The sequence below is a fragment of the Proteus sp. G4415 genome (assembly GCF_963896075.1).
In the GTDB taxonomy this organism is placed as follows: domain Bacteria; phylum Pseudomonadota; class Gammaproteobacteria; order Enterobacterales; family Enterobacteriaceae; genus Proteus; species Proteus mirabilis.
Genome location: NZ_CAWQOK010000019.1, coordinates 1 through 21,720, shown reverse-complemented (window position 1 = coordinate 21,720; position 21,720 = coordinate 1). Strand labels below are relative to the sequence as shown.

The following is a 21,720-nucleotide window of genomic DNA, read 5'->3' as shown; positions in this document are numbered from 1 at the left end:
TATGTCTTCGTTGTTAAATACTTATTACCGAGCAAATGAATCTTGGCAGATCGCTATAACCCAAGCATTACCCCCTTATATCGATCCGGTTATTATCCGTTGGTTGGAGACATCCCCTGATACCCTTGTTCATTTAACACAGATATATGGTTCACCCCTTAATATTGTCTGGCCTCATACTGTGGAGCAGAACGTTAATGCCATGGTCGAAGTCGCCAAAACATTTGGTATACAAACCAATTTGTATTATGGGGTTAAAGTCAATAAATCACAGTCATTATTACAAGCCGCTGTTGCTGCGGGAACTGGGGCGGATGTATCTAGCCTATATGAACTCAACGATGCTATTCGTGCGGGATGTAAAGGTACAGAGTTGTGTGCTACAGGCCCTGCCAAAACAACGGCATTTTTACAGGCGTTAATAGTGCAAGGGGCACGGATTGTTATTGATTCTATTGAGGAAATGGACGAGCTTATTCACCTTGCTACAAGGTGGATAAGTCCATCAGGACGTATAAGTATACTGCTGCGTTTTCGTCCTGAGTCTAATCATATCAGTCGTTTTGGTATGTTATCCGCTGAGATCATGACAGCGCTTGAGAAACTTAATTATAGTGACCAAGTAAAGGTTGATGGATTCCATTTCCATCTTAGTGGTTACTCTTCGGTATCTAGGATCAAAGCTTTTTTTGATACCTTACCCTTGATTAGCTACGCACGTGCTTTGGGTTACTCCCCTTATATTATCGATATTGGGGGAGGGTTACCTGTTCAGTATGTAGACAGTCATTGTTATAAGAAATGGCTCTCTACGCAAACACATAAAGACTATCGTACTCGACGAATTCCTGATTCTTTCTATCCATATGGTGGAGAGATAAATGCCCAAGGCTGGCTCACTGAGTTTCTAACCGGAGTCGATCCCACAGGTAAAAGAGTTTGTGATGCATTAATTGAGGAAGGATTAACACTTTGCCTTGAACCCGGAAGGAGCTTGGTTAATCAAAGTGCGATCAGTGTATTTCGTGTCTGTCGAGTTCGTCCATATGATCATGTCGGACATGTTATTTTTGTCGAAGGAACTAGTTTTAGCGCATGTGAAACGTGGTTTAATTCTGAATTCTTAAGTGATCCTCTCCATATTTATCGAAATAACCATCAGCCACTTTCTTCTGCTGGAAATGCTTGGATTGCAGGCCATAGCTGTTTGGACGACGATGTTATCACCAATCGTTTGATCGCTTTTGCACACCTACCAAAGCCAGGTGATTTACTGATATTTGCTAATACCGCAGGTTACCAAATGGATTTACTGGAAAATCAATTTCATCGGCATCCGTTGCCCACAAGATTAACTGCGGTCATAAACTCACATCAAAAACCTATATTTACCATTGATAATTAAGGACTTTTAATATGGTTTTTAGCAAAGTAACTGATTTAATTGGTAATACTCCTATCATTCAATTACCGCTGCTGCAATCGGATACGCGTCTTTATATCAAAGTGGAGAAAAATAATCCCGGAGGCAGTATGAAAGATCGCATGGCGAGAAATATGGTTGTTGCGGCACTGAAATCTGGAAAGATCAAGCCTGGTAGTACAATTGTGGAGTCGTCATCAGGAAATACTGGCATTGGGTTGGCAATCGCTGCTATCGAATTTGGGCTTCGATTTATCGCGGTGGTCGATCACCATGCTGCCCAAGATAAAATTGCTATCATGCGCGCTTTGGGTGCTGAGATCCGCTACGTTAAAGGCGACTATGGTGAAAATGAAGTTGCTGTTGTGGAACGCCAACGTATGGCGGCTGAAATCGCCAATGAAATTCCCGGCGCTATCTTTATGAATCAATCAGATAATGCAGCCAATGCGGGAGGATATGCAGATCTGGTACGTGAACTTATTAGTCAGATAGGCAAAATTGATGCGTGGGTTGGATGTGTAGGTACGGGTGGCTCTATGACAGGGATAGCCCATGGATTAAGAGTTCATAATCCAGAACTTGTAACCATTGCCGTAGAGCCGGAAGGCTCCATCATATTCGGAAAACCCGGTAAACCATACTATCAATCAGGTACAGGCACCCCACAAGGCGATACAGTGGGGTTAGTGTTGGATTACAGTTGTATTGATTATGGCGAACAAGTCTCTGATGTATGTGCTTTTGAAACGGCTCGTTACCTTGCTCGTCGTTTTGGTTTACTGGTTGGTGGCTCTACAGGGGGAGTGGTATATAAAGCGCTGGAGTTGATTAACAATAGTACAATTTGCGGAAATGTTGCACTTGCTATGGCTGATGGTGGTGAAAAATATCTGCAGACGATTTTTAATGACACATGGCTTAAAGAGCGAAATTTAATATCGGAGTCAGTCTGGGAACAACTTGATAATTGGTTTTCTTTGCCAACTTGTTTGGGGGATAGCAGATGATCCCAAATGAGAAATTGAGAGTAACACTATGTGGAGCCGGTCGTACAGGGCATCTTGCGGCAATTTTATTTAGCTTAAATCCTGCGATTGACGTCACTCTTTACAGCAGTCGCTCAGAAGCTGTGACAGCATATAAAGAAAATGATCATCAACTTCAGGCGGTGATGCCTGATGGTCAAGTTATTAAAACCCGCTCGGTTAGGATGACAGAAGCCATTGATGAGGCGTGCTCTGAGGCAGATATCATCATTATTACGACACCAAGTCATGTACGTGAAAGTTTACTTCAACGTATGGCGCCAATACTGCCGAAACATAAAAACATCTTTGTGGGCGCCATTCCCGGTTTTGCTGGCTTTGACTGGCTGGCTGAAAAAACGTTAGGTGATGCATCCAATATTGTTATATGGGGAATGAAAGATGTTCCCCATATTGCATTTGATCTGCAACCGGGAAAAAGTGTCAGAATGGGGGGCGGAAAATCACAACTCTATGTAGCTGTGCATAGAAGAGAAAAACCGCAATATGCCAATCTTCTTCTCAATTACCTCAAACAACTTTATGACTCACCTATTACGCTACTGACCGATTATCTAGAAATTACCCTAACGCCAGGAAATCCTATTATGCACAGCTCTGTTATCTATGGCCTTATCGGTCCATGGGGACAGTGGCACAATAGGCCTTTTGAGAGCATTCCATGTTGGTGGAACGATTGCCCTGAGTTGGGTGCCTATTTTCTTGCCCGCTGTGATAGGGAGAATCAAGCGTTATGTAATAAAGCAGAAGTTGTATTGGGGATTAATCTCAGTTCCGTGCAACCATTACAGCAGGAAATAGTAGCCGCATATGCGGACTCAATTGCTGATCCGCGAACATTACTCAGTGTGTTACGAACGAATAAGGCCTATCAGGGTATTCCTTTACCTCTTATTTCTACAGCACAATCCCATGGTTATATTTTTGACAAACAACATCGAGTTTTTCAGGAAGACATTGCCTATGGACTAGCGCTTCTTGTTGCTCTTGGGGAACGTCTTCGAGTACCAACACCCTATATAAGAGAAATATATGATTGGTGTTGTGGTTATATGGGAGGAAATCTGCCTCACCCTCAGATCCCAATGGATTGGCCAATAATAAGGGTGAAATAGTATGCGTGTTACCGGCAGTGTCATTTTTATTGTCCAGTTTTTATTTATCGTACAGTTACTCTCAATGGGAGCCATGGAAATGAGTGGCCCTTTTTGGCCGCTTCATCTCGAAAGTATGGCGTCGACAGAGCTACTGAGTATCGTGGGAACCGGCGTGTATATCGCACCTATGTTGGGCGTTATGCTAACCAGTACCTTTTGGGGACGAATAGGCGATAAAACTGGCAATAAAGTGATGATGATCCGTGCACTGATGGGGCTTGCATTAACGCAATTGGGGCTCGCTTTTGCCAATGATGTCTGGGTAATACTGCTACTACGCTTTTTACAGGGAACTTGTGCGGGGTATATTGCACCTGCTCAAGCTTATGGTATTGCCATGATCCCCATAGCACAACGTACTCGGCTTTTGGCATGGTTACAAGTATCTACCAATGCAGGATCGTTAGCTGGAGCCATTGCTGGTGGGGCCATCCTCGATTTACTGAGTTTCTTTTGGATAAACTTCGGGGCATTTATCATTTGTACGTTATGTGCACTACTGGTTTTTTTCATATTACCGAATGATTTACCGCGCCACGCTTCATCCAATTGCGTCACTTCCTCAACAAATAAAGCAAAAGCGATATCATCAATTAACCACAGCGTCATTGTTGGCTTACTTACCGTACTGGGTTTGTTATTAATGAGCCGCATGATCACACAAACCCCTTTTTCTCTTTATGTCAGTAGCGTATTTAATGCCTCTAACTGGTTAACAGGGGTCGCTTACGGATTGCAGGCTACAGGTGTGATTGTCTCAGCCTCCCTCTGGGCAAGATGGTTTGAAGCACACAACATATCTCACGCACTCTATCGAATGGTGGGGATCATTGCGGGATGTTTTATTGTGACCTTACTGCTAGCAGCAGTAAGAGAAATAAGCTGGTTTATCGGACTTTATTTTTTGTGGGGCATTCTTCTTGGGGCAACAACGCCAGTATTAACCGCATTAATATCTCGCTCAACCGCTGAAAGTAAACAGGGTTATATTTTGGGACTGGTGCAAAGTATTAGCCAGTTTGCCTCTATGGTTGGCATTGCACTGGGGGGGGGAATACTTGTTTGGCCTGGGTTGACCACGTTGTTTTTGTGTGTGGCGGTGATGTATTGCATTACTTTAATTATTACGCTGAAAATGAGTTACTCTTCAAAAAACACTAACCAAAAATAGGTTATTAATCATGATATTACGATTTATATTTTCTATTGTATTGTTGTATTCATCAATGGCTTACTCACAGCAAGTTGTAACACCTGTTACTGACCTACTTGGCAGAACTGTGAATGTCAAATTACCGGTACAGCGCGTCATTTTGGGGGAAGGACGACAGCTTTATTTAGTGGCTATGTTTGATAAAGAAAATCCAGCACAAAGGATAGTCGCTTGGCGAAAAGATTTAATACAGTCCGATCCGGCCACATGGCAACAGTACCGACAACAATTTCCACAGTTGGCAAAAATCCCTACCTTTGGTGGCAGCGAACAAGGAACGTTTGATATAGAGCAGGCGATTAATCTGCAACCTGATGTCATCATCATGAATATGGACGCACGCAATACTATTGTTGATGCTGGACACGAAGCTGCACTAGCCCGTGCGGGTATTCCCATTGTTTATGTCGACTTTCGCTATGATCCTATTGCACACATTCCTCCAACAGTGACGTTATTTGGTAAATTATTTGGCCAACCAGATCGCGCAGAAGCTTATTTAACATTCCGTGATAAAGAGTTACAACGAGTGACATCTCGAGTTGAACAATTACAGGGGGCATTGCCAAAAGTATTTTTAGAGCGTCTTGGGGGTTATTCAGAAGAGTGCTGTATGACCTTTGGTAAAGGGAGTTTTGGCCGTTTTGTTAAAATAGCGGGGGGGGATAATATTGCCGACAATCTTGCTCCGGGAACCTTTTTTACGCTAAATCCAGAAAAAGTGGTTGTTGCAAATCCCGATATTGTGATTATTACCAGCGGCAATTTTCAGGCATTTGTGCCGGGTGGAAAGTGGATCCCACTTGGGCCGGGGATTAATATTCAACAATCTAAACATCGACTCGCATGGTTTACGACTCGCCCTGCTTATGTTGATAGTAACGCTCGCCGTCGTGGCGCATTTTTTGCTATTTGGCATCAGTTTTATAATAGTCCCTATGATGTTATTGCTATCCAGCAGCTAGCTAAGTGGATACATCCCCAATTATTTGCTGATCTTGATCCTGATGACACATTCCGTCGTTTACATCAAGAATTTCTACCCATCTCATATCAGCCGGGATATATGATTGATTTGGAAAAAGAGGGGAGGTAAATATGGAGTATGATGTCGTGTTATATCCCATTGCCTTGCTCCGTCCTTCAGAAGAAGTCAACATGGCTCATGTTGAAGCTTTAACTAAGGAAATAGTCCGTTGCCAAAGATGGACAACACCTATACCCATTGAAAAAGAGACCGGAATTATTATGGACGGTAATCATAGGTATCAAGTCGCTCATCATCTTGCTCTCACTTATATTCCTTGTGTGTTGCTTGATTACACTGATACACGCATAACTGTGTATGATTGGCAGAATGGACGAGCGTTTAGCCCATTAAGAATAAGGGAGCAGATATTAAAGCAAGGTAATATTTTCCCTTATAAAACTACTCGACATCTATTTTCTCCAAGCCTTCCGGCCGTTAATTTTCCGCTTGAACAATTAGTTGAAAAAATAGCCAGTAATCATCTGAATGTTTTCAAGTTAGGTGTTGGTAGGTGACCATTAACAGCGGGAAAATTAAATAGCTTAGTATTTATTTGATTTGATAGATAAAACAGCAACGTAATTTTAGCTTGATTAGTCGTATCAAGCTAAGGTTTAATAAGATACTTCTTAATTGCGCAAATAAAAGTCATTTTTCATTTTTGTTGCGCAACAATGTGGTGGTGTAATGTTATTTCCCGCGTTTATCGTAATAAATGCTGTTTAAATCAAAGAATTATTGATTTTCACTGATTACGATAGCCACCTTTGTGGATTTTTTATATTGCGGTTTTTTGCCCGCATTGAGAGAATCAGCTATCTAGATGCTTTTTATCCGACTTGGAGTAGAAAATGACCACTCGTAAAACCCTTGCAAATGCGATCCGTTTTTTAAGCATGGATGCAGTGCAAAAAGCCAAATCAGGGCACCCTGGTGCACCTATGGGCATGGCTGATATTGCAGAAGTATTATGGCGTGATTTTTTAAATCATAATCCAACTAATCCTCACTGGGCAGATCGTGACCGTTTTGTTTTATCTAACGGCCATGCTTCAATGCTGATTTATAGCTTATTACATCTGTCTGGTTATCAAGTTTCTTTAGATGATCTAAAAAATTTCCGTCAGCTGCATTCTAAAACACCGGGTCACCCAGAATATGGTTATACCCCAGGTGTTGAAACTACCACGGGTCCTTTAGGTCAAGGGATTGCTAACGCAGTAGGTTTTGCGATCGCAGAACGCACATTAGCGGCTCAATTTAACCGTCCTGGTCACGATATCGTAGATCACTACACCTACGCCTTTATGGGGGATGGTTGTATGATGGAAGGTATCTCTCACGAAGTATGCTCTTTAGCAGGTACTTTACAGTTAGGTAAACTGATTGCATTTTACGATGACAATGGCATTTCTATTGATGGTAAAGTACATGGTTGGTTTACTGATAATACTGCTGAACGTTTCGAAGCGTATGGCTGGCATGTTATTAGTGGTATTGATGGTCATGATGCAGCGAGTATTAAAGCTGCGATTGAAACCGCACAACAAATTACTGATAAGCCTTCACTGTTAATTTGCAAAACCACTATTGGTTTTGGTTCTCCTCATAAAGCAGGTACTGCCGATTCTCACGGTTCACCATTAGGTGATGCAGAAATTGCAGAAACTCGTAAAGCTCTGGGCTGGGAGTATGGTCCTTTTGAAATTCCACAAGAGATCTACAAAGAGTGGGATGCTAAAGAAGCTGGTAAAGCAAAAGAAGCTGCGTGGGACGCTAAATTTGCTGAGTATGCAGCACAATTCCCTGAATTAGCAGCTGAATTTAAACGTCGTATGTCTGGCGAATTACCTGCAAATTGGGAAAAAGAGTCAACAGCCTTTATTGAACAGTTGCAACATAACCCAGCGAGTATTGCTAGCCGTAAAGCATCACAAAATACATTAGAAGCGTTTGGTAAAGTTTTACCTGAGTTTATGGGTGGCTCTGCTGACCTTGCACCAAGTAACTTAACTATGTGGTCTGGCTCTAAAGCATTAAATGAAGATAAAGCCGGTAACTACATCCATTATGGTGTTCGCGAATTCGGTATGTCTGCCATTATGAATGGTATTGCATTACACGGTGGTTTTGTTCCTTACGGCGCTACCTTCCTGATGTTTATGGAATATGCACGTAATGCGGTACGTATGGCTGCACTGATGAAAATCCGCAGTATCTTTGTTTATACCCATGACTCTATCGGTTTAGGTGAAGATGGTCCTACTCACCAACCTGTTGAGCAAATGGCAAGTCTGCGTGTAACACCAAATATGAGTACATGGCGCCCATGTGACCAAGTTGAGTCAGCAGTAGCATGGAAATACGCTGTTGAGCGTAAAGATGGTCCAACTGCGCTCATCTTCTCTCGTCAAAACCTTGCTCAACAGCCACGTACTCCAGAGCAACTGGCTAATATCGAGAAGGGTGGTTATATCCTGAAAGATTGTGACGGTACACCTGAACTTATCTTTATTGCTACGGGTTCTGAAGTTGAATTAGCTGTTAATGCTTACGATCAATTAACAGCAGAAGGCCGTAAAGTCCGTGTGGTTTCAATGCCAGCAACAGATGCATTTGATAAACAAGATGCTGATTATCGTGAAGCAGTATTACCTGCAGCGGTTAAAGCTCGTGTTGCTATTGAAGCGGGTATCGCGGATTACTGGTTTAAATATGTTGGTCTTGATGGTGTGATTGTCGGTATGCATAGCTTCGGTGAATCTGCTCCTGCAAACGAACTGTTTGCTGAGTTTGGTTTTACTGTTGAAAATGTGGTTACACAGGCAAAAACTCTACTTAAATAATCAATAAATGTTAACAAGAGCACATTTTTGGGAATAATTTCTCAGATGTGCTCTTTTTTTATGCTTCCCCCTTTTTTTGCTATTGCGATTTTCTCTCATTTCTCGTAATCTGAATACCAATAAGCTGAACCGTTTCAGTTGTGCTAAAAATGTCGGTGACCGCACATTTTTTAGTTTTACTTGATTTATCGTTGTTGATTAGTCAATTGCTCGATTATTCTAGGCGGTTGCATAATTACGAGTTATCAAGGAAGTTACATGACAATTAGAGTTGCTATTAACGGTTTTGGTCGAATAGGGCGTAATGTGTTAAGAGCGCTTTATGAATCTGGAAAGCGGGCTGAAATAAGCGTTGTTGCAATAAATGAATTGGCTGATGCGACAGGTATTGCTCATTTGCTTAAATATGACTCAAGCCATGGTCGTTTTGCTTGGGATATTCGTGTTAATAATGACTTATTGCAAGTAGGTGATGATGCAATCCGTCTTTTCCATCATGCCGATATTGCAGACTTACCTTGGGGTGAGTTAGGTATTGATGTGGTACTTGATTGTAGTGGCGTTTATGGATCTCGTGCCGATGGTGAGGCGCATATTGCTCAAGGGGCAAAGAAAGTGCTCTTTTCTCATCCGGGAACGATAGATCTTGATGCTACGGTGGTATTCGGTGTTAATCAACATGAACTGAAAAAACAGCACCGCATCGTCTCTAATGCCTCTTGTACCACAAATTGTATTATCCCGATTATTAAAATGATGGATGATGCTTTTGGTATAGAGTCAGGTACAGTGACGACAATCCATGCTGCGATGAATGATCAACCTGTTATTGATGCATATCATAAAGATTTACGTCGTACACGAGCCGCAGGACAATCGATTATTCCGGTTGATACCAAATTAGCTGCCGGTATTACACGGATTTTCCCGAAATTTAAAGATCATTTCGAGGCAATTTCTGTACGAGTTCCTACAATTAATGTGACAGCAATTGATTTAAGTGTCACGGTAAAAAATGCTGTAAATGTGTTAGATGTCAATAAGTTAATTCAAAAATCAGCAACTGGCGCATTTCGTGGTATAGTGGATTACACAGAATTGCCATTAGTCTCAACAGATTTTAACCACGACCCTCATAGTGCCATTGTTGATGGTACACAAACTAGAGTCAGTGGGCAGCATCTGATTAAAACGTTAGTCTGGTGTGATAATGAATGGGGCTTTGCTAACCGAATGCTTGATACGACGTTAGCTATGGCTGCAACTGGTTTTAAATAATCATGTATTAATGACGGTACTCAGCAATAGCACATTATGTGATAATGCGCGGTACTGAACAGAAGATTACTAAATTTTAGAGAATCAATGAGAGGATTCATCATGTCTGTAATTAAGATGACCGATTTAGACCTGGCCGGTAAACGAGTACTAATTCGTGCTGACCTGAACGTTCCAGTGAAAGATGGAAAAGTAACTTCAGATGCACGTATTCGTGCTTCATTACCGACTATTGAAGCGGCTTTAAAACAAGGCGCTAAAGTTATGGTAACTTCACACTTAGGCCGTCCTACTGAAGGTGAGTACAACGAAGAGTTCTCTTTAAAACCAGTTGTTGACTATCTGAAAGAGAAATTATCTGCACCCGTTAGCCTAGCAAAAGACTATTTAAACGGTGTTGATGTTAATGCAGGTGAATTAGTTGTACTTGAAAACGTCCGTTTTAATAAAGGCGAAAAGAAAGACGACGAAACGCTGTCTAAACAATATGCTGCATTATGTGATGTCTTTGTCATGGATGCATTCGGTACGGCTCACCGTGCTCAAGCGTCAACACACGGTGTTGCTAAGTTTGCGGATATCGCTTGCGCGGGTCCTCTGTTATCAGCAGAGCTTGAAGCATTAGGCAAAGCATTAGATAAACCAGAGCGTCCAATGGTGGCTATCGTTGGTGGCTCTAAAGTATCTACTAAATTAACAGTTTTAGATTCATTATCAAAAATTGCTGACCAATTAATCGTTGGTGGTGGTATTGCTAACACCTTTATCGCAGCAGAAGGTCATTCTGTAGGTCGTTCATTATATGAAGCAGACCTTGTTGACGATGCGAAAAAATTAATGGAAAAATGCGATATTCCAGTACCAACAGATGTCCGTGTCGCGACAGAATTCTCAGAAACAGCGCCAGCTGTACTGAAATCAGCAAATGACATCAAAGATGATGAACAAGTATTAGATATCGGTGATGTGACGGCTGAACGTTTAGCTGAAATCCTGAAAAACGCCAAAACCATTCTGTGGAATGGCCCTGTGGGTGTCTTTGAATTCCCTAACTTCCGTAAAGGTACTGAAGTGATTGCTAAAGCGATTGCTGATAGTGATGCTTTCTCTATCGCTGGCGGTGGTGATACATTAGCGGCTATCGATTTATTTGATATCGCAGATAAAATCTCTTACATTTCAACCGGTGGTGGTGCTTTCTTAGAATTCGTAGAAGGTAAAAAACTTCCTGCGGTTGCTATGCTGGAAGAACGCGCTAAACAGTAATTAAGTCACGCTCATACAGGTAGAGTGTAAAACTCTGCCTGTTCCAAATATAGGATCTTATTACATGTCTAAAGTTTTTGATTTCGTAAAACCGGGTGTCATCACTGGTGATGATGTACAAAAAGTATTTGCAGTAGCAAAAGAAAATAATTTTGCTCTGCCTGCAGTTAACTGCGTAGGTACAGACTCAATTAATGCTGTATTAGAAGCAGCTGCGAAAGTGCGTTCTCCTGTTATTGTTCAATTCTCTAATGGTGGTGCTGCATTTATCGCAGGTAAAGGTCTTAAAGCTGAAGCGCCACAACAAGCGGCTATCCTAGGGGCTATTTCTGGTGCTCACCATGTACACCAAATGGCAGAATACTATGGTGTTCCTGTTATTTTACACACTGACCACTGTGCGAAAAAACTGTTACCTTGGATTGATGGTCTGTTAGATGCAGGTGAAAAACACTATGCGAAAACAGGTAAACCACTATTCTCTTCTCATATGATTGACTTATCAGAAGAGTCATTAGAAGAAAATATTGAAATCTGTTCTAAATATTTAGCGCGTATGGCTAAAATCGATATGACTTTAGAAATCGAATTAGGCTGTACTGGTGGTGAAGAAGATGGCGTTGATAACACAGGTATGGATAGCTCTGCGCTATATACCCAACCTGAAGACGTTGCTTACGCTTATGAAAAACTAAATGCTATCAGCCCACGTTTCACTATCGCTGCATCATTTGGTAATGTTCACGGCGTTTATAAACCAGGTAACGTTCAATTAACACCAAAAATTCTTCGTAACTCACAAGACTATGTGTCAGAGAAATACAATCTGCCACACAATAGCTTAAACTTTGTTTTCCACGGTGGTTCTGGTTCATCTGCAGAAGAAATCAAAGAAGCTGTAAGCTACGGTGTTGTGAAAATGAATATCGATACTGATACTCAATGGGCAACTTGGGACGGTATCTTACAGTTCTACAAAAAGAACGAAGGCTATTTACAAAGCCAATTAGGTAATCCAGAAGGCGCTGATAAACCTAACAAGAAATACTATGATCCACGTAACTGGTTACGTCATGGTCAAACATCAATGGTTGTTCGTTTAGAGCAAGCATTTAAAGAGCTAAATGCGATTGATGTTCTGTAATACAATTTTATTGTAATACACCTAAAAAACCCGCTTAGTATGCGGGTTTTTTTGTTGGTTGTTAGCACTAGATACGATGGTATTGGGCTATTTAGTTTCGGTTATATTTGTCATTAAAGGTTTGGTCTGAAATACACAGATAATAAATTCCTTCAATAAAACCGATAATAGCGGGTATCCCCGTCCAGCAAAAAATGAGATATAAAATCCCCATTCCTACTTTACGAAGATAGAATTTATGTATTCCTAGCCCACCAAGAAAAATAGCTAATAATGCGGCTGCTAGCTTATTTTTATCATTCATTAATATCTGCTCCTATTACCAATCATTGGTTTTTAATCATGAATATTGATTATTAGACAATGCTAAATATTGTCAGTTTCAATTAAAGGTACTATTTATAAGATAGATTAAAACCAGAAAAAAGAAAAAAAGAGAAGATCACTAATCATAAATAATAAAAGATTAAGGTTGTAGAAGATTTAATCGCTAAGCATTTTTATAAGAGATAAAAAAGCGCCTTTCTAGGCGCTTTGTCTGTGATAAGCGAAGGTGTTTGCTTATTTACTTAATCATTTTACTCTCTTCTTTCATCATGCGGTTTAGTAAAGGTACTGTTGCCCACATAATCAAACCAACCACTAAGGTAACGATACCGATTTTGCCAAACACATCAGTATAAATAGGCAGTGTTTGTAGTGGATCGGTAATACCTTCAGGTGGCGCGGTAAAGGTTGCTACATGGCCTCCTAACAGGTAAGCCGTCGCTTGTGTTAAGAACCACATACCTAAAATAAAGCCCATCATATATTGCGGTACGAAAGCGGCAATCATCGCTAAGCCTAATGCACTGATCATCAATTCCCCTAGACTTTGGAAGAGATAAATCAGTACAACAAACCAAGGTGATGTTAAGCCTTGAGCATCAGCAAACCACATACCTGAAGCGGCAGCGGTTAGGAAGCCTAATGAGCATAAAAGCATACCTGTGGTAAATTTTGCCGGCATGGATAAATCTTTGCCTTTCGCGCCAAAATGGCTATAAGCCATTGCTAAGATAGGGCTGGCAATAATGATCCAAAATGGATTTAATGCTTGGAAACTCACCGGGTTAATATCAAAGCCTAACAGGGTATGGTGAACATTATGGATAGCAAAAAAGTTAAGTGAGGTTGGCATCTGAGCGTAGAGAATATAGAAAATAACAGCTTCTAACATCAGAACAAATGCAACATACATTTTATTACGTGCCACTCTGTCTTTTTGTTTAAAGGCTTCACGAAAATAAATGATAACCACAACAATAGACAAGCTGATTAAAACGATGTTAGCAATCATCACATTGTGCAACAACCATGCACAAATAAAGACCATAGCGACAGAGCCTGCAATAACTAATAGCAGTTTGTTGAAATTCATTGGCAGGTGATCTGGTTCAGAACCAATATTCACGACCATTTTACGGCAGAAAAAATAGACCAATATGGCCATTATTAAGCCGATACCACAAATATTATAAGTCAGCGCATAGCCATAGCGATCGGCAAGAACGGGGGCAATAGATAAGGAGATTAATGAACCAACATTAATCGACATATAAAATAGTGTAAATGCACCATCAAGACGGGGATCTTTAGGTTTATAGCATTTAGCTAATAGGCTTGCTGGGTTTGCTTTAAATAAACCGTTACCTACTGCGATAGTGGCTAAAGCATAAAAGATTAAATTAGGATACATAATTGACATGCCGGTCATAAAATAACCGATAGCCAATACGATAGCCCCTAAAACAATGGTTCGTTTGGTGCCTAATAGATGGTCACCAACATAACCACCAATAGAAATAAGCCCATAAACTAATGCGGAGAATGCACCAAAAGTAATAAAAGCTTGTTCTTGAGAGAATCCGAGTTTACTAACAAAATAAACGGCAAGAATACCTTGTACGCCGTAGTAACCAAAACGTTCCCATAATTCCACAAAGAAAATCATAAAGAATGGTTTAGGCTGTTGTAATAAACCGACTTTAGCGGGTTTATCCATATCTTTAATGCCCCTAATTATTATTTATTTTCAACAACGATGCTATTTACTCAAATTCACGATGAATGTTACACCCTGATAACATTATCTGTTGTATTTAGAGTGATGTTTGCAAATTTAAGATGGTGATCGGTAAGTCCGGTAGACTAATATATTGATAGAATGACTTCTCAAAGGTTGATCACACTGTTAGTAAGATTAATACCAGATTGAAAAAAATAGTCATTAATTTATTTTCAATTAAAGCGATTTAATTGATCTTTGGTATAAATAATCACCAAAAAGAGCCTATTTTGTTTATATTTTAAGCTTAATAAAGCTGATAAAATATAAGCATAAAAATAGAGTGGAAGGGATATTTATATCGTGACTAATTGATTTTCTAAAGAAAAAGTTTTCTTATAATTTTAATAATTTCTTTTATAACAAACAGATGTTAAAAATAGTTTAATAAAACGCTGATAGCTCTATTTTAGGATAAAGTGAAATAAATATGCATGAAGTGCGGGTAATTATTTAAAATTTAACAAAGGTAATAAAAACGCCTTTATTAATAATGAAGGATTTAAATTGATACCCTCTTCAAAATAATAAAGTGCGTTTTTGTTTTTAATATTAGCTAATTAAGCGGTGGTTGGGACTAATTTATGTTTAACAGGATGGAAGCGACGCTTAAAATAAATTAAGCCATCGCCATCTTCTCGAACCGCAATATTTTTTATCTCTGCCATATAAACAAAGTGAGTACCTACTTGGCGTACATCGTAAATATCACCTTCTAGGCTAGCGAGTGCATTGGTTAATATCGGTTGCTGTAATGCGCCATATTGCCATCCTGGTTGGGTAAAGCGATCAGCCATTGCCAGACCTGTCATACCGGCAAAATGGCAAGCCATCTCTTCTTGTTCATGATTTAAAATATTGATACTTAATTTGCCATTTTCTTGAAACGTACTATTCATTTGGCTTTTACTATTGATGCAAATCATCACTGTCGGTGGAGTATCGGTAACTGAACATACAGCTGTTGCTGTTAAACCACAGCATCCTGCATCACCATTAGTTGCGACAATATTAACGGCAGCACCTAAGCTTGCCATTGCATCCCGAAAAAGTGGGTTAGCCTGTTTTTCATCAGACATTTTTTACTCCTACTGCCAGACTTCTCATCTGTGGGCGTCTTCACTTAAAATAACCATTAGTTAGAAAATCAGAATTTATCTAACTAGTGCCGCTTCACAAAGTTGTAATGATCTTGCTGATTTCTTTGCTGTGTGAATTTAAAGCCGTAACGCTACCTCGCATTAGCCAAGAGATCAATCTTTCTTTGTTACAACCTGTTAACTTTATCTCAAAAAGTCGTGAGACAACCTTATCGCTGGTTGTTATTATTCCTAATAAGTCAAGAAAAGCGATAGGTAAATCAAGTGATTTAGCCTAGTTTGCTGATAAATAACACGAAATGACACATATTATCCTGTTATTTTTTGGGGATATTACGCGGTTTTGTCTGAGAAAAGTACTAAGGTCATCAATTGCTAAAATAGCCTAAAATGTTAGAAATTGAGTCAAGTTTATTTATTTGTTAATATGATTAATTGTAATAAAAAGTCTATTCTTAGAATATTATTCATTTATAACTATAACGAGTTATAATTTTCACCGGCTAGATTGAGTGATTTTTCATCAATTTATCTATCAATAAAGAGCTTCTGATTATGCATGAGTCATTAACAATCGCGCTATTGCAAGCACGGGAATCTGCGATGGGATTTTTTCGCCCCGTTCTTAAAGAGCATAATCTGACAGAGCAGCAGTGGCGGATCATCCGAGTTCTTGCTGATAAGCGCTCTATCGATTTTCACGAATTAGCACAAAAAACCTGTATCCTGCGTCCAAGTTTGACAGGTATTTTGATTAGAATGGAAAGAGATGAGCTAATTTGTCGATTAAAACCAGTGAGTGATCAACGTAAATTATTCGTTTCTCTATCAACCAATGGGCAAAATTTATATGATAAAATCCAGCCTAAGATAGAAGAAGGGTACCAATTACTCGAACAAAAGTTTTCTACAGAAAAACTGCAACATTTATCTATCTTACTGAAAGAACTGATAGCGTTAAATCCAGAAAATAGTCATTCAACTGAAAAATAACATGTGTGCACCAAGAAAAAAGAGATGATGTTATACCATCATCTCTTTTGTTTTTATGTAATAGGTGAAATTACCTTTTACCTAATACGTGTAAGAAGTGAATATGTTTTTCATACTGATCGAGTATGTCATGAATAATTTGTTCTTTTGTCCAGCCCATGACATCGTAATCTTGCCCACCTTCTTTGAGATGAATTTCAGCACGATAGTATTTATGCTCTTCATCTTTTTCTTCATCTGTTAAGCCTGCTAGCGCGAAAGCGGGTTGAGTATAGAATCGTAATCGTACTTCATAAAAGAAGTTCATATCCTCACCTAAGTCCACTTCAAAGCCGATGCGATCTTCTTCTTCGTCATGGATATAGCATTGAATACCTTGTTTGCTTAATTCTGCCGACACCATTTCCATGGAAGGATTAACGACTTCTTCCATAAAACGTTTTACATGTGAACGTTTAGGAAAATAAGCAATATTTCTTAATCGACGTTGCCAAGGAATAGGATTACGGCTAGCCGGTGGGGCGATAGTCGTCATCTGTTGGCTATCTCGCTTATAAACATCCACTCGCAATGCCTTAATTAATCCATAAATTGATGCCAATAGCACGATGGCAAATGGTAACGCACTGGCAATGGTGACAGTTTGTAATGCTGATAAACCTCCTGCCAATAACAAGGTAATGGCTGAAATACCCATTAATGCAGCCCAGAAGATACGTTGCCATACAGGGGTTTCTGAATCTCCTCCTGACGCTAGGGTATCAACCACCATTGCACCGGAGTCTGCTGAGGTGACAAAAAAGACAATGACCATCAGCATTGCGACAAAGGAAAGCACTGATGAGAATGGAAAATAATTTAAGAATTCAAACAGTGCTAATGACACATCTTGTTGTACTATATTCGCAAGAACTTCAGCACCTTTATCTTTAATTAAATAGATAGCGGTATTACCAAAGACAGTCATCCAAAGTAAGGTAAAGCCAGCTGGAACAAAGAGTACGCCGACAACAAACTCACGAATAGTACGACCACGGGAGATCCGTGCAATAAACATACCGACAAAAGGCGACCACGATAACCACCAGCCCCAATAAAGCAGTGTCCATCCACCTAACCAATCACTTGATTTTGGCTCGTAGGCATAAAGATTAAACGTTTTACTCACTATTTCTGATAAATAGCCCCCTGTATTTTCAACAAACGATTTTAAAATCAATACAGTAGGGCCAAGAATAATGACTAATAAAAGAAGAATAACGGCTAAACCAAGGTTAAGCTCGGATAAAAAACGGATACCTTTTTCTAATCCAGAGACAACTGAAATAGTAGCAAGCCCGGTGATAACAACAATTAAAACCACTTGAACGGTTGGATTAATTGGAATATCGAATAGATGGTTTAAACCGGCATTAACTTGTAGAACACCAAAACCCAGTGAAGTTGCGACACCAAATACGGTGCCCATCACAGCAAAAATATCTACCGCATGCCCAATAGGGCCATAAATACGGTCGCCAATGATAGGATAAAGGGCGGAACGTAACGTTAATGGCAAGCCATGGCGGTAGCTAAAAAACGCCAGAATTAATGCCACGATGGCGTAAATAGCCCAAGCATGTAATCCCCAGTGGAAGAAAGTCAAACGCATAGCTTCTTTGGCGGCTTCAATCGTCTGCGCATCCCCTGTGGGCGGCATTAAATAGTGCATAACGGGTTCTGCGACACCAAAGAACATCAGCCCAATTCCCATACCTGCTGAAAACAGCATCGCGAACCAAGCAAAATAGCTAAAATGTGGACGAGCATGATCCGGGCCTAATTTTATTTCGCCAAAGCGCGATAGCCCTAAATAAGTCACACTCAGCAAAACCAATGCTACGGCTAAAATATAAAACCAGCTCGCGTTGGTGAAAAGGTTTTCCTGAAGGTGCCCTAGCTTGTCATTAGCGAGTTCAGGAAACAGCGCTGAAAACCCTACGACGAGCATAATAAGTATTGCGGAGGTGTAAAATACGGGAGGATTAATTTTCATCCTAACTTTTTTTGGTGTGATTTCATTTTGTTGGCTCATAGTTAACCTATTTTTGTTATTTTTCTTAGAAAAAACTTTTCGGTATTGCAATCTAGCATGTTAGTGGTATCGCTAGGAAAGAAAAGTTTGTAAGAAAATTTGAATAAAACATCAGATGATCTTGAAGCTTTATAAAAGAACGGAAATAAATTATATTTTTCCGTAAGGTGAAGAAAATTACAATTAAATCAATTCATTATCATATATTTTTAGTCAGCGTCTTGACGCTTTAATAGGTTTCTCCTGTTGAAAAAAGGACAGTATGGTTACATTTTTTGCTTAATCGATCAACTCCTGTTTGTTTTTTGCACAAAAAAAGCCAGTAAAATATTACTGGCTTTTTCAACATCAAAATTTCTGAAATGAAATTATTTATTATCAGCCTTTAGAGAATCAATTTTTTGCTTTGCTTGATCGGTGAGCTCATCGGCTTTATCAAGCGCTTTATCTTTAGTATCTTGCGCTTGCTGTTTTACATCATCACTGGTTTTAGCCGCATCTTCTTTTAGTTGCGCTGCTTTGTCGCTAGCATTTTGTTTTAAGTTATCTGCAGTGGTATTCGCGTTTTGTTTCACTTCTTCTGCTTTACCAGCCAGTTTGTCACTTTCATTATTTAAACTTTGTTTGATTTCATCTGCTTTTGCACTTGCAGAATCTTTTAGTTCATCTGTTTTTTGTGCAATGCTCTCTTTTAATGCATCGGTTTTTTGATCGGCTTGTGCTTTAAGCTCTGCAGCTTTATCTTCAGCTTGCTCTTTTAGCTTGGCCGCATCTTGTTTTAATTCGTCAGCTGTCGCTGATGCACTCTCTTTTAAATCAGCGGCTTTTTCTTTAGCTTGATCTGTTAATTCTTTTGCTTTGTCTTGAGCCGTTTCATTTACTTGGGTTGCTGTCTCTTTTGCTTTATCAATACCTTCATCCACTTTTTTCGATGAATCATCACAACCTGCTGTAATGGTAACAAGACCTGCTAGAATTAAAGATGCCAGTAATTTTTTGTTCATGTTTCTCTCCAGAGAATGTATCCAAAACATATCGATGATATCTCGCATAACTAGTATTAAAAGCGAGAGGTTATTGAGTTGATATTTTATATATTATCTTAACTCCCAATAAAATAAGTATAGTGAGAGTCTGAAAATCAACAAGGTTAAGTATATTAAGTGATTACCACTAGTCAAATATATTAGATTTGTAAGGTTAATATCTGTCAGATTTCTCTCAATGGTATGTTTTATGCTTTATAATTACAGTGTGAATCGTTTTGCAAAGGTGCTTAAGAAATGGAATATTATCTGCTTGTGGTTATCAAGTTTATTATTGGTTTTACAATAATTTTGGCTCATATGAATATTTCAGGGAAGACACAACTCTCTCAACTAACTCCCATTGATTTTATTGGTAATTTTGTTTTAGGGGGGATTATGGGAGGGGTTATTTACACAGATGCAATCCCGCTTTACCAATATGTTATTGTCTTTTTGATAGGTGTATTTTTTATTTCTTTTCTCAATTATATCAGTAAAAAATTTAATTTTTTCCGAGCAGTAGCGATAGGTAATCCGATCCCGATTATTAAAAAGGGAAGATTTATTATGGAAAACATTACTGAGAAGAAAAATAAGATTGATATTCTTAATATCACCTCTAGGTTACATGCCCAAGGAATTCATTCTTTTCAAGAAGTTAATTATGCTCAAATTGAACCTGATGGACAAATAACGGTGGTGTGTGATGGTGCTAAAATGCCCTCTATCATTATTATGAAAGACGGAGTGATCAGAGCTTCTGAACTTGAGCAGATAGAACGAGATGAAAATTGGTTAAACGAAGAGATGAAAAAACAGCATATAGATAACCCAGAAGATGTTTTTTTAGCCGAATTTTGGGATGGTAAAGTCAATTTTATTTTGCAAGACGGTAAGATCAAACACGATTTCATTCCGACTGCTGAGTAGCAATATCCTGTGAAAGAATAAAAGCAACGATTAATACTATCTCAAGAGTCGTTATCGTTGCTCTATTTTGATTTGGTATTAGTTAAAGTTTGAATGTCTCAAAATCACTGGCGATTTGTGTATTGTCAAATATAGTATGACATTCCGCTAATAGCTCGGGGGTTTCTTTAGGTGAATAGCGACTACTGATATGAGTAATGATTAATCGCTTAGCATTCGCTTTTTTGGCTAACTCAGCTGCCTGTATGGTACTTGAATGTCCACGACTATTGGCTTTATCAGCCATATCATGTTTAAAGGTTGCTTCATGGACAATAACATCGGCATTCTCAGCGAGTTTAACTGCATTAGGCGTTGGTTGTGTATCGCCAAAAATCACAATACAACGACCTTTGATCTCTGTGCTTAGATAATCTTTTCCATCAATGATCCGTCCATCAGGTAGCGTAACGGTTTTCCCTTGTTTTAATAATTTATACCAAGGGCCTCTAGGAATATTCTCTGTCTCTAGCTTGTCAGCATTGAGTTTACCCGGTTTATTGTCTTCTTCTAGACGATAACCAAAGCAGGGGACAGGATGTGATAATGCGCCACAACTTGCGCGTATACCTTCTTCTTCAAAAAGAAAACCATCTTGTTCTATTTCAATAATATCTAAAGGGTAAGTGAGATAAGATTGGCTTAATGTAAGGGCTGTTTCTATAAATGCCTTAATGCCCGTAGGCCCATAAATGGTTAACGGGTTTTCTGTGCCCCCCATTGAACGGCTACAGAGTAGTCCGGGTAAACCAAAAATATGATCACCATGTAAATGGGTAATAAAAATCTTATTGATGCGTGATAGCTTTACATGGCTATGTAAGATCTGATGCTGGGTCGCCTCTCCACAATCGAACATCCACAGACTTTTTTGTTTATTTTGTAAATCAAGCACCATACTGGTGACGTTGCGATCTTTAGAAGGCACGCCTGCATTAGTGCCTAAAAAGGTAAGTTCCATAATGAAATCCTGATCTCCATGGTGAATTTTTAACATTCATCTTAATCGTAATGGTATCTAAACTAAATAAAATTCTGCAACT

General features: G+C 39.4%; 19 protein-coding genes. 13 read left to right on the top strand and 6 right to left on the bottom strand.

All coding sequences use genetic code 11. The features are described 5' to 3' along the window. Position 1: 1 nt before the first annotated feature. The 10 genes from AACU95_RS01730 to fbaA all read left to right on the top strand — a co-directional run bounded on the left by AACU95_RS01730 (position 2) and on the right by fbaA (position 12,406). Positions 2 to 1,405, top strand: coding sequence for a Y4yA family PLP-dependent enzyme (locus AACU95_RS01730; protein WP_012367520.1), 1,404 nt, complete (start codon positions 2 to 4; stop codon positions 1,403 to 1,405). 11 nt (positions 1,406 to 1,416) lie between these two features. Continuing rightward, a complete protein-coding gene (locus AACU95_RS01725) occupies positions 1,417 to 2,433 on the top strand; it encodes a PLP-dependent cysteine synthase family protein (RefSeq protein ID WP_012367521.1) in 1,017 nt (338 codons plus the stop codon). Further along, positions 2,430 to 3,587 carry an NAD/NADP-dependent octopine/nopaline dehydrogenase family protein gene (locus AACU95_RS01720; protein WP_012367522.1) on the top strand — a complete coding sequence of 386 codons (1,158 nt, stop codon included), beginning with the start codon at positions 2,430 to 2,432 and terminating at the stop codon, positions 3,585 to 3,587. Before AACU95_RS01725 ends, AACU95_RS01720 begins: the two co-directional genes overlap by 4 nt. A 1-nt stretch (position 3,588) precedes the next feature. Then, entirely contained in the window at positions 3,589 to 4,800 is a 1,212-nt protein-coding gene (locus tag AACU95_RS01715; protein WP_012367523.1) for an MFS transporter, read from the top strand. 10 nt (positions 4,801 to 4,810) lie between these two features. Further along, positions 4,811 to 5,938 carry an ABC transporter substrate-binding protein gene (locus AACU95_RS01710; RefSeq protein WP_004247313.1) on the top strand — a complete coding sequence of 376 codons (1,128 nt, stop codon included), beginning with the start codon at positions 4,811 to 4,813 and terminating at the stop codon, positions 5,936 to 5,938. 62 nt (positions 5,939 to 6,000) lie between these two features. Further along, on the top strand, positions 6,001 to 6,387 hold the full coding sequence (locus AACU95_RS01705) for a transcriptional regulator (protein WP_227201502.1): 387 nt from the start codon (positions 6,001 to 6,003) through the stop codon (positions 6,385 to 6,387). A gap of 336 nt (positions 6,388 to 6,723) precedes the next feature. After that, the gene (tkt, locus tag AACU95_RS01700) at positions 6,724 to 8,718 is read left to right on the top strand and encodes a transketolase (RefSeq protein WP_004244955.1); all 1,995 of its coding nucleotides are present in this window, start codon (positions 6,724 to 6,726) and stop codon (positions 8,716 to 8,718) included. Between the two features lie 258 nt (positions 8,719 to 8,976). After that, positions 8,977 to 9,996, top strand: a complete 1,020-nt coding sequence (gene epd, locus AACU95_RS01695) for an erythrose-4-phosphate dehydrogenase (RefSeq protein ID WP_004244954.1) — start codon at positions 8,977 to 8,979, stop codon at positions 9,994 to 9,996. 102 nt (positions 9,997 to 10,098) lie between these two features. Beyond that, positions 10,099 to 11,262: a phosphoglycerate kinase gene (gene pgk / locus AACU95_RS01690; RefSeq protein WP_004247314.1), complete on the top strand. Its 1,164-nt coding sequence runs from the start codon at positions 10,099 to 10,101 to the stop codon at positions 11,260 to 11,262. Positions 11,263 to 11,326: 64 nt separating this feature from the next. Further along, positions 11,327 to 12,406 (top strand): class II fructose-bisphosphate aldolase, encoded by a 1,080-nt coding sequence (gene fbaA, locus AACU95_RS01685; RefSeq protein WP_004244952.1) that lies wholly within the window; start codon positions 11,327 to 11,329, stop codon positions 12,404 to 12,406. 91 nt (positions 12,407 to 12,497) lie between these two features. Here fbaA and AACU95_RS01680 read toward each other — a convergent pair whose 3' ends face one another. From AACU95_RS01680 to hpaC, 3 genes are all read right to left on the bottom strand, one after another. Continuing rightward, the gene (locus tag AACU95_RS01680; RefSeq protein WP_004244951.1) at positions 12,498 to 12,710 is read right to left on the bottom strand and encodes a TM2 domain-containing protein; all 213 of its coding nucleotides are present in this window, start codon (positions 12,708 to 12,710) and stop codon (positions 12,498 to 12,500) included. Between the two features lie 261 nt (positions 12,711 to 12,971). After that, a complete protein-coding gene (dtpB, locus tag AACU95_RS01675) occupies positions 12,972 to 14,450 on the bottom strand; it encodes a dipeptide/tripeptide permease DtpB (protein ID WP_004244950.1) in 1,479 nt (492 codons plus the stop codon). A 623-nt stretch (positions 14,451 to 15,073) separates the two neighbouring features. After that, the gene (gene hpaC, locus AACU95_RS01670; RefSeq protein ID WP_004244949.1) at positions 15,074 to 15,592 is read right to left on the bottom strand and encodes a 4-hydroxyphenylacetate 3-monooxygenase, reductase component; all 519 of its coding nucleotides are present in this window, start codon (positions 15,590 to 15,592) and stop codon (positions 15,074 to 15,076) included. Positions 15,593 to 15,699: 107 nt separating this feature from the next. Between hpaC and AACU95_RS01665 the strand changes: the two genes are divergently transcribed. Next, a complete protein-coding gene (locus AACU95_RS01665) occupies positions 15,700 to 15,891 on the top strand; it encodes a hypothetical protein (RefSeq protein WP_041707081.1) in 192 nt (63 codons plus the stop codon). A gap of 277 nt (positions 15,892 to 16,168) precedes the next feature. Further along, the gene (hpaR, locus tag AACU95_RS01660) at positions 16,169 to 16,606 is read left to right on the top strand and encodes a homoprotocatechuate degradation operon regulator HpaR (protein ID WP_004244947.1); all 438 of its coding nucleotides are present in this window, start codon (positions 16,169 to 16,171) and stop codon (positions 16,604 to 16,606) included. Between the two features lie 70 nt (positions 16,607 to 16,676). Here the strand turns inward: hpaR and betT are convergent, their stop codons facing one another. Together betT and AACU95_RS01650 are read right to left on the bottom strand one after the other, a co-directional pair. Continuing rightward, positions 16,677 to 18,680, bottom strand: coding sequence for a choline BCCT transporter BetT (betT, locus tag AACU95_RS01655; RefSeq protein ID WP_004247316.1), 2,004 nt, complete (start codon positions 18,678 to 18,680; stop codon positions 16,677 to 16,679). 368 nt (positions 18,681 to 19,048) lie between these two features. Continuing rightward, positions 19,049 to 19,684, bottom strand: coding sequence for a hypothetical protein (locus tag AACU95_RS01650; protein WP_004247317.1), 636 nt, complete (start codon positions 19,682 to 19,684; stop codon positions 19,049 to 19,051). A 279-nt stretch (positions 19,685 to 19,963) separates the two neighbouring features. Here AACU95_RS01650 and AACU95_RS01645 point away from each other — a divergent pair, with 279 nt between their 5' ends. Then, entirely contained in the window at positions 19,964 to 20,638 is a 675-nt protein-coding gene (locus tag AACU95_RS01645) for a DUF421 domain-containing protein (protein ID WP_017628305.1), read from the top strand. An 82-nt stretch (positions 20,639 to 20,720) separates the two neighbouring features. On the opposite strand, the gene rnz is transcribed toward AACU95_RS01645, so the two are convergent. Next, positions 20,721 to 21,638 carry a ribonuclease Z gene (gene rnz, locus AACU95_RS01640; RefSeq protein WP_012367526.1) on the bottom strand — a complete coding sequence of 306 codons (918 nt, stop codon included), beginning with the start codon at positions 21,636 to 21,638 and terminating at the stop codon, positions 20,721 to 20,723. Between the last annotated feature and the right edge of the window lie 82 nt (positions 21,639 to 21,720).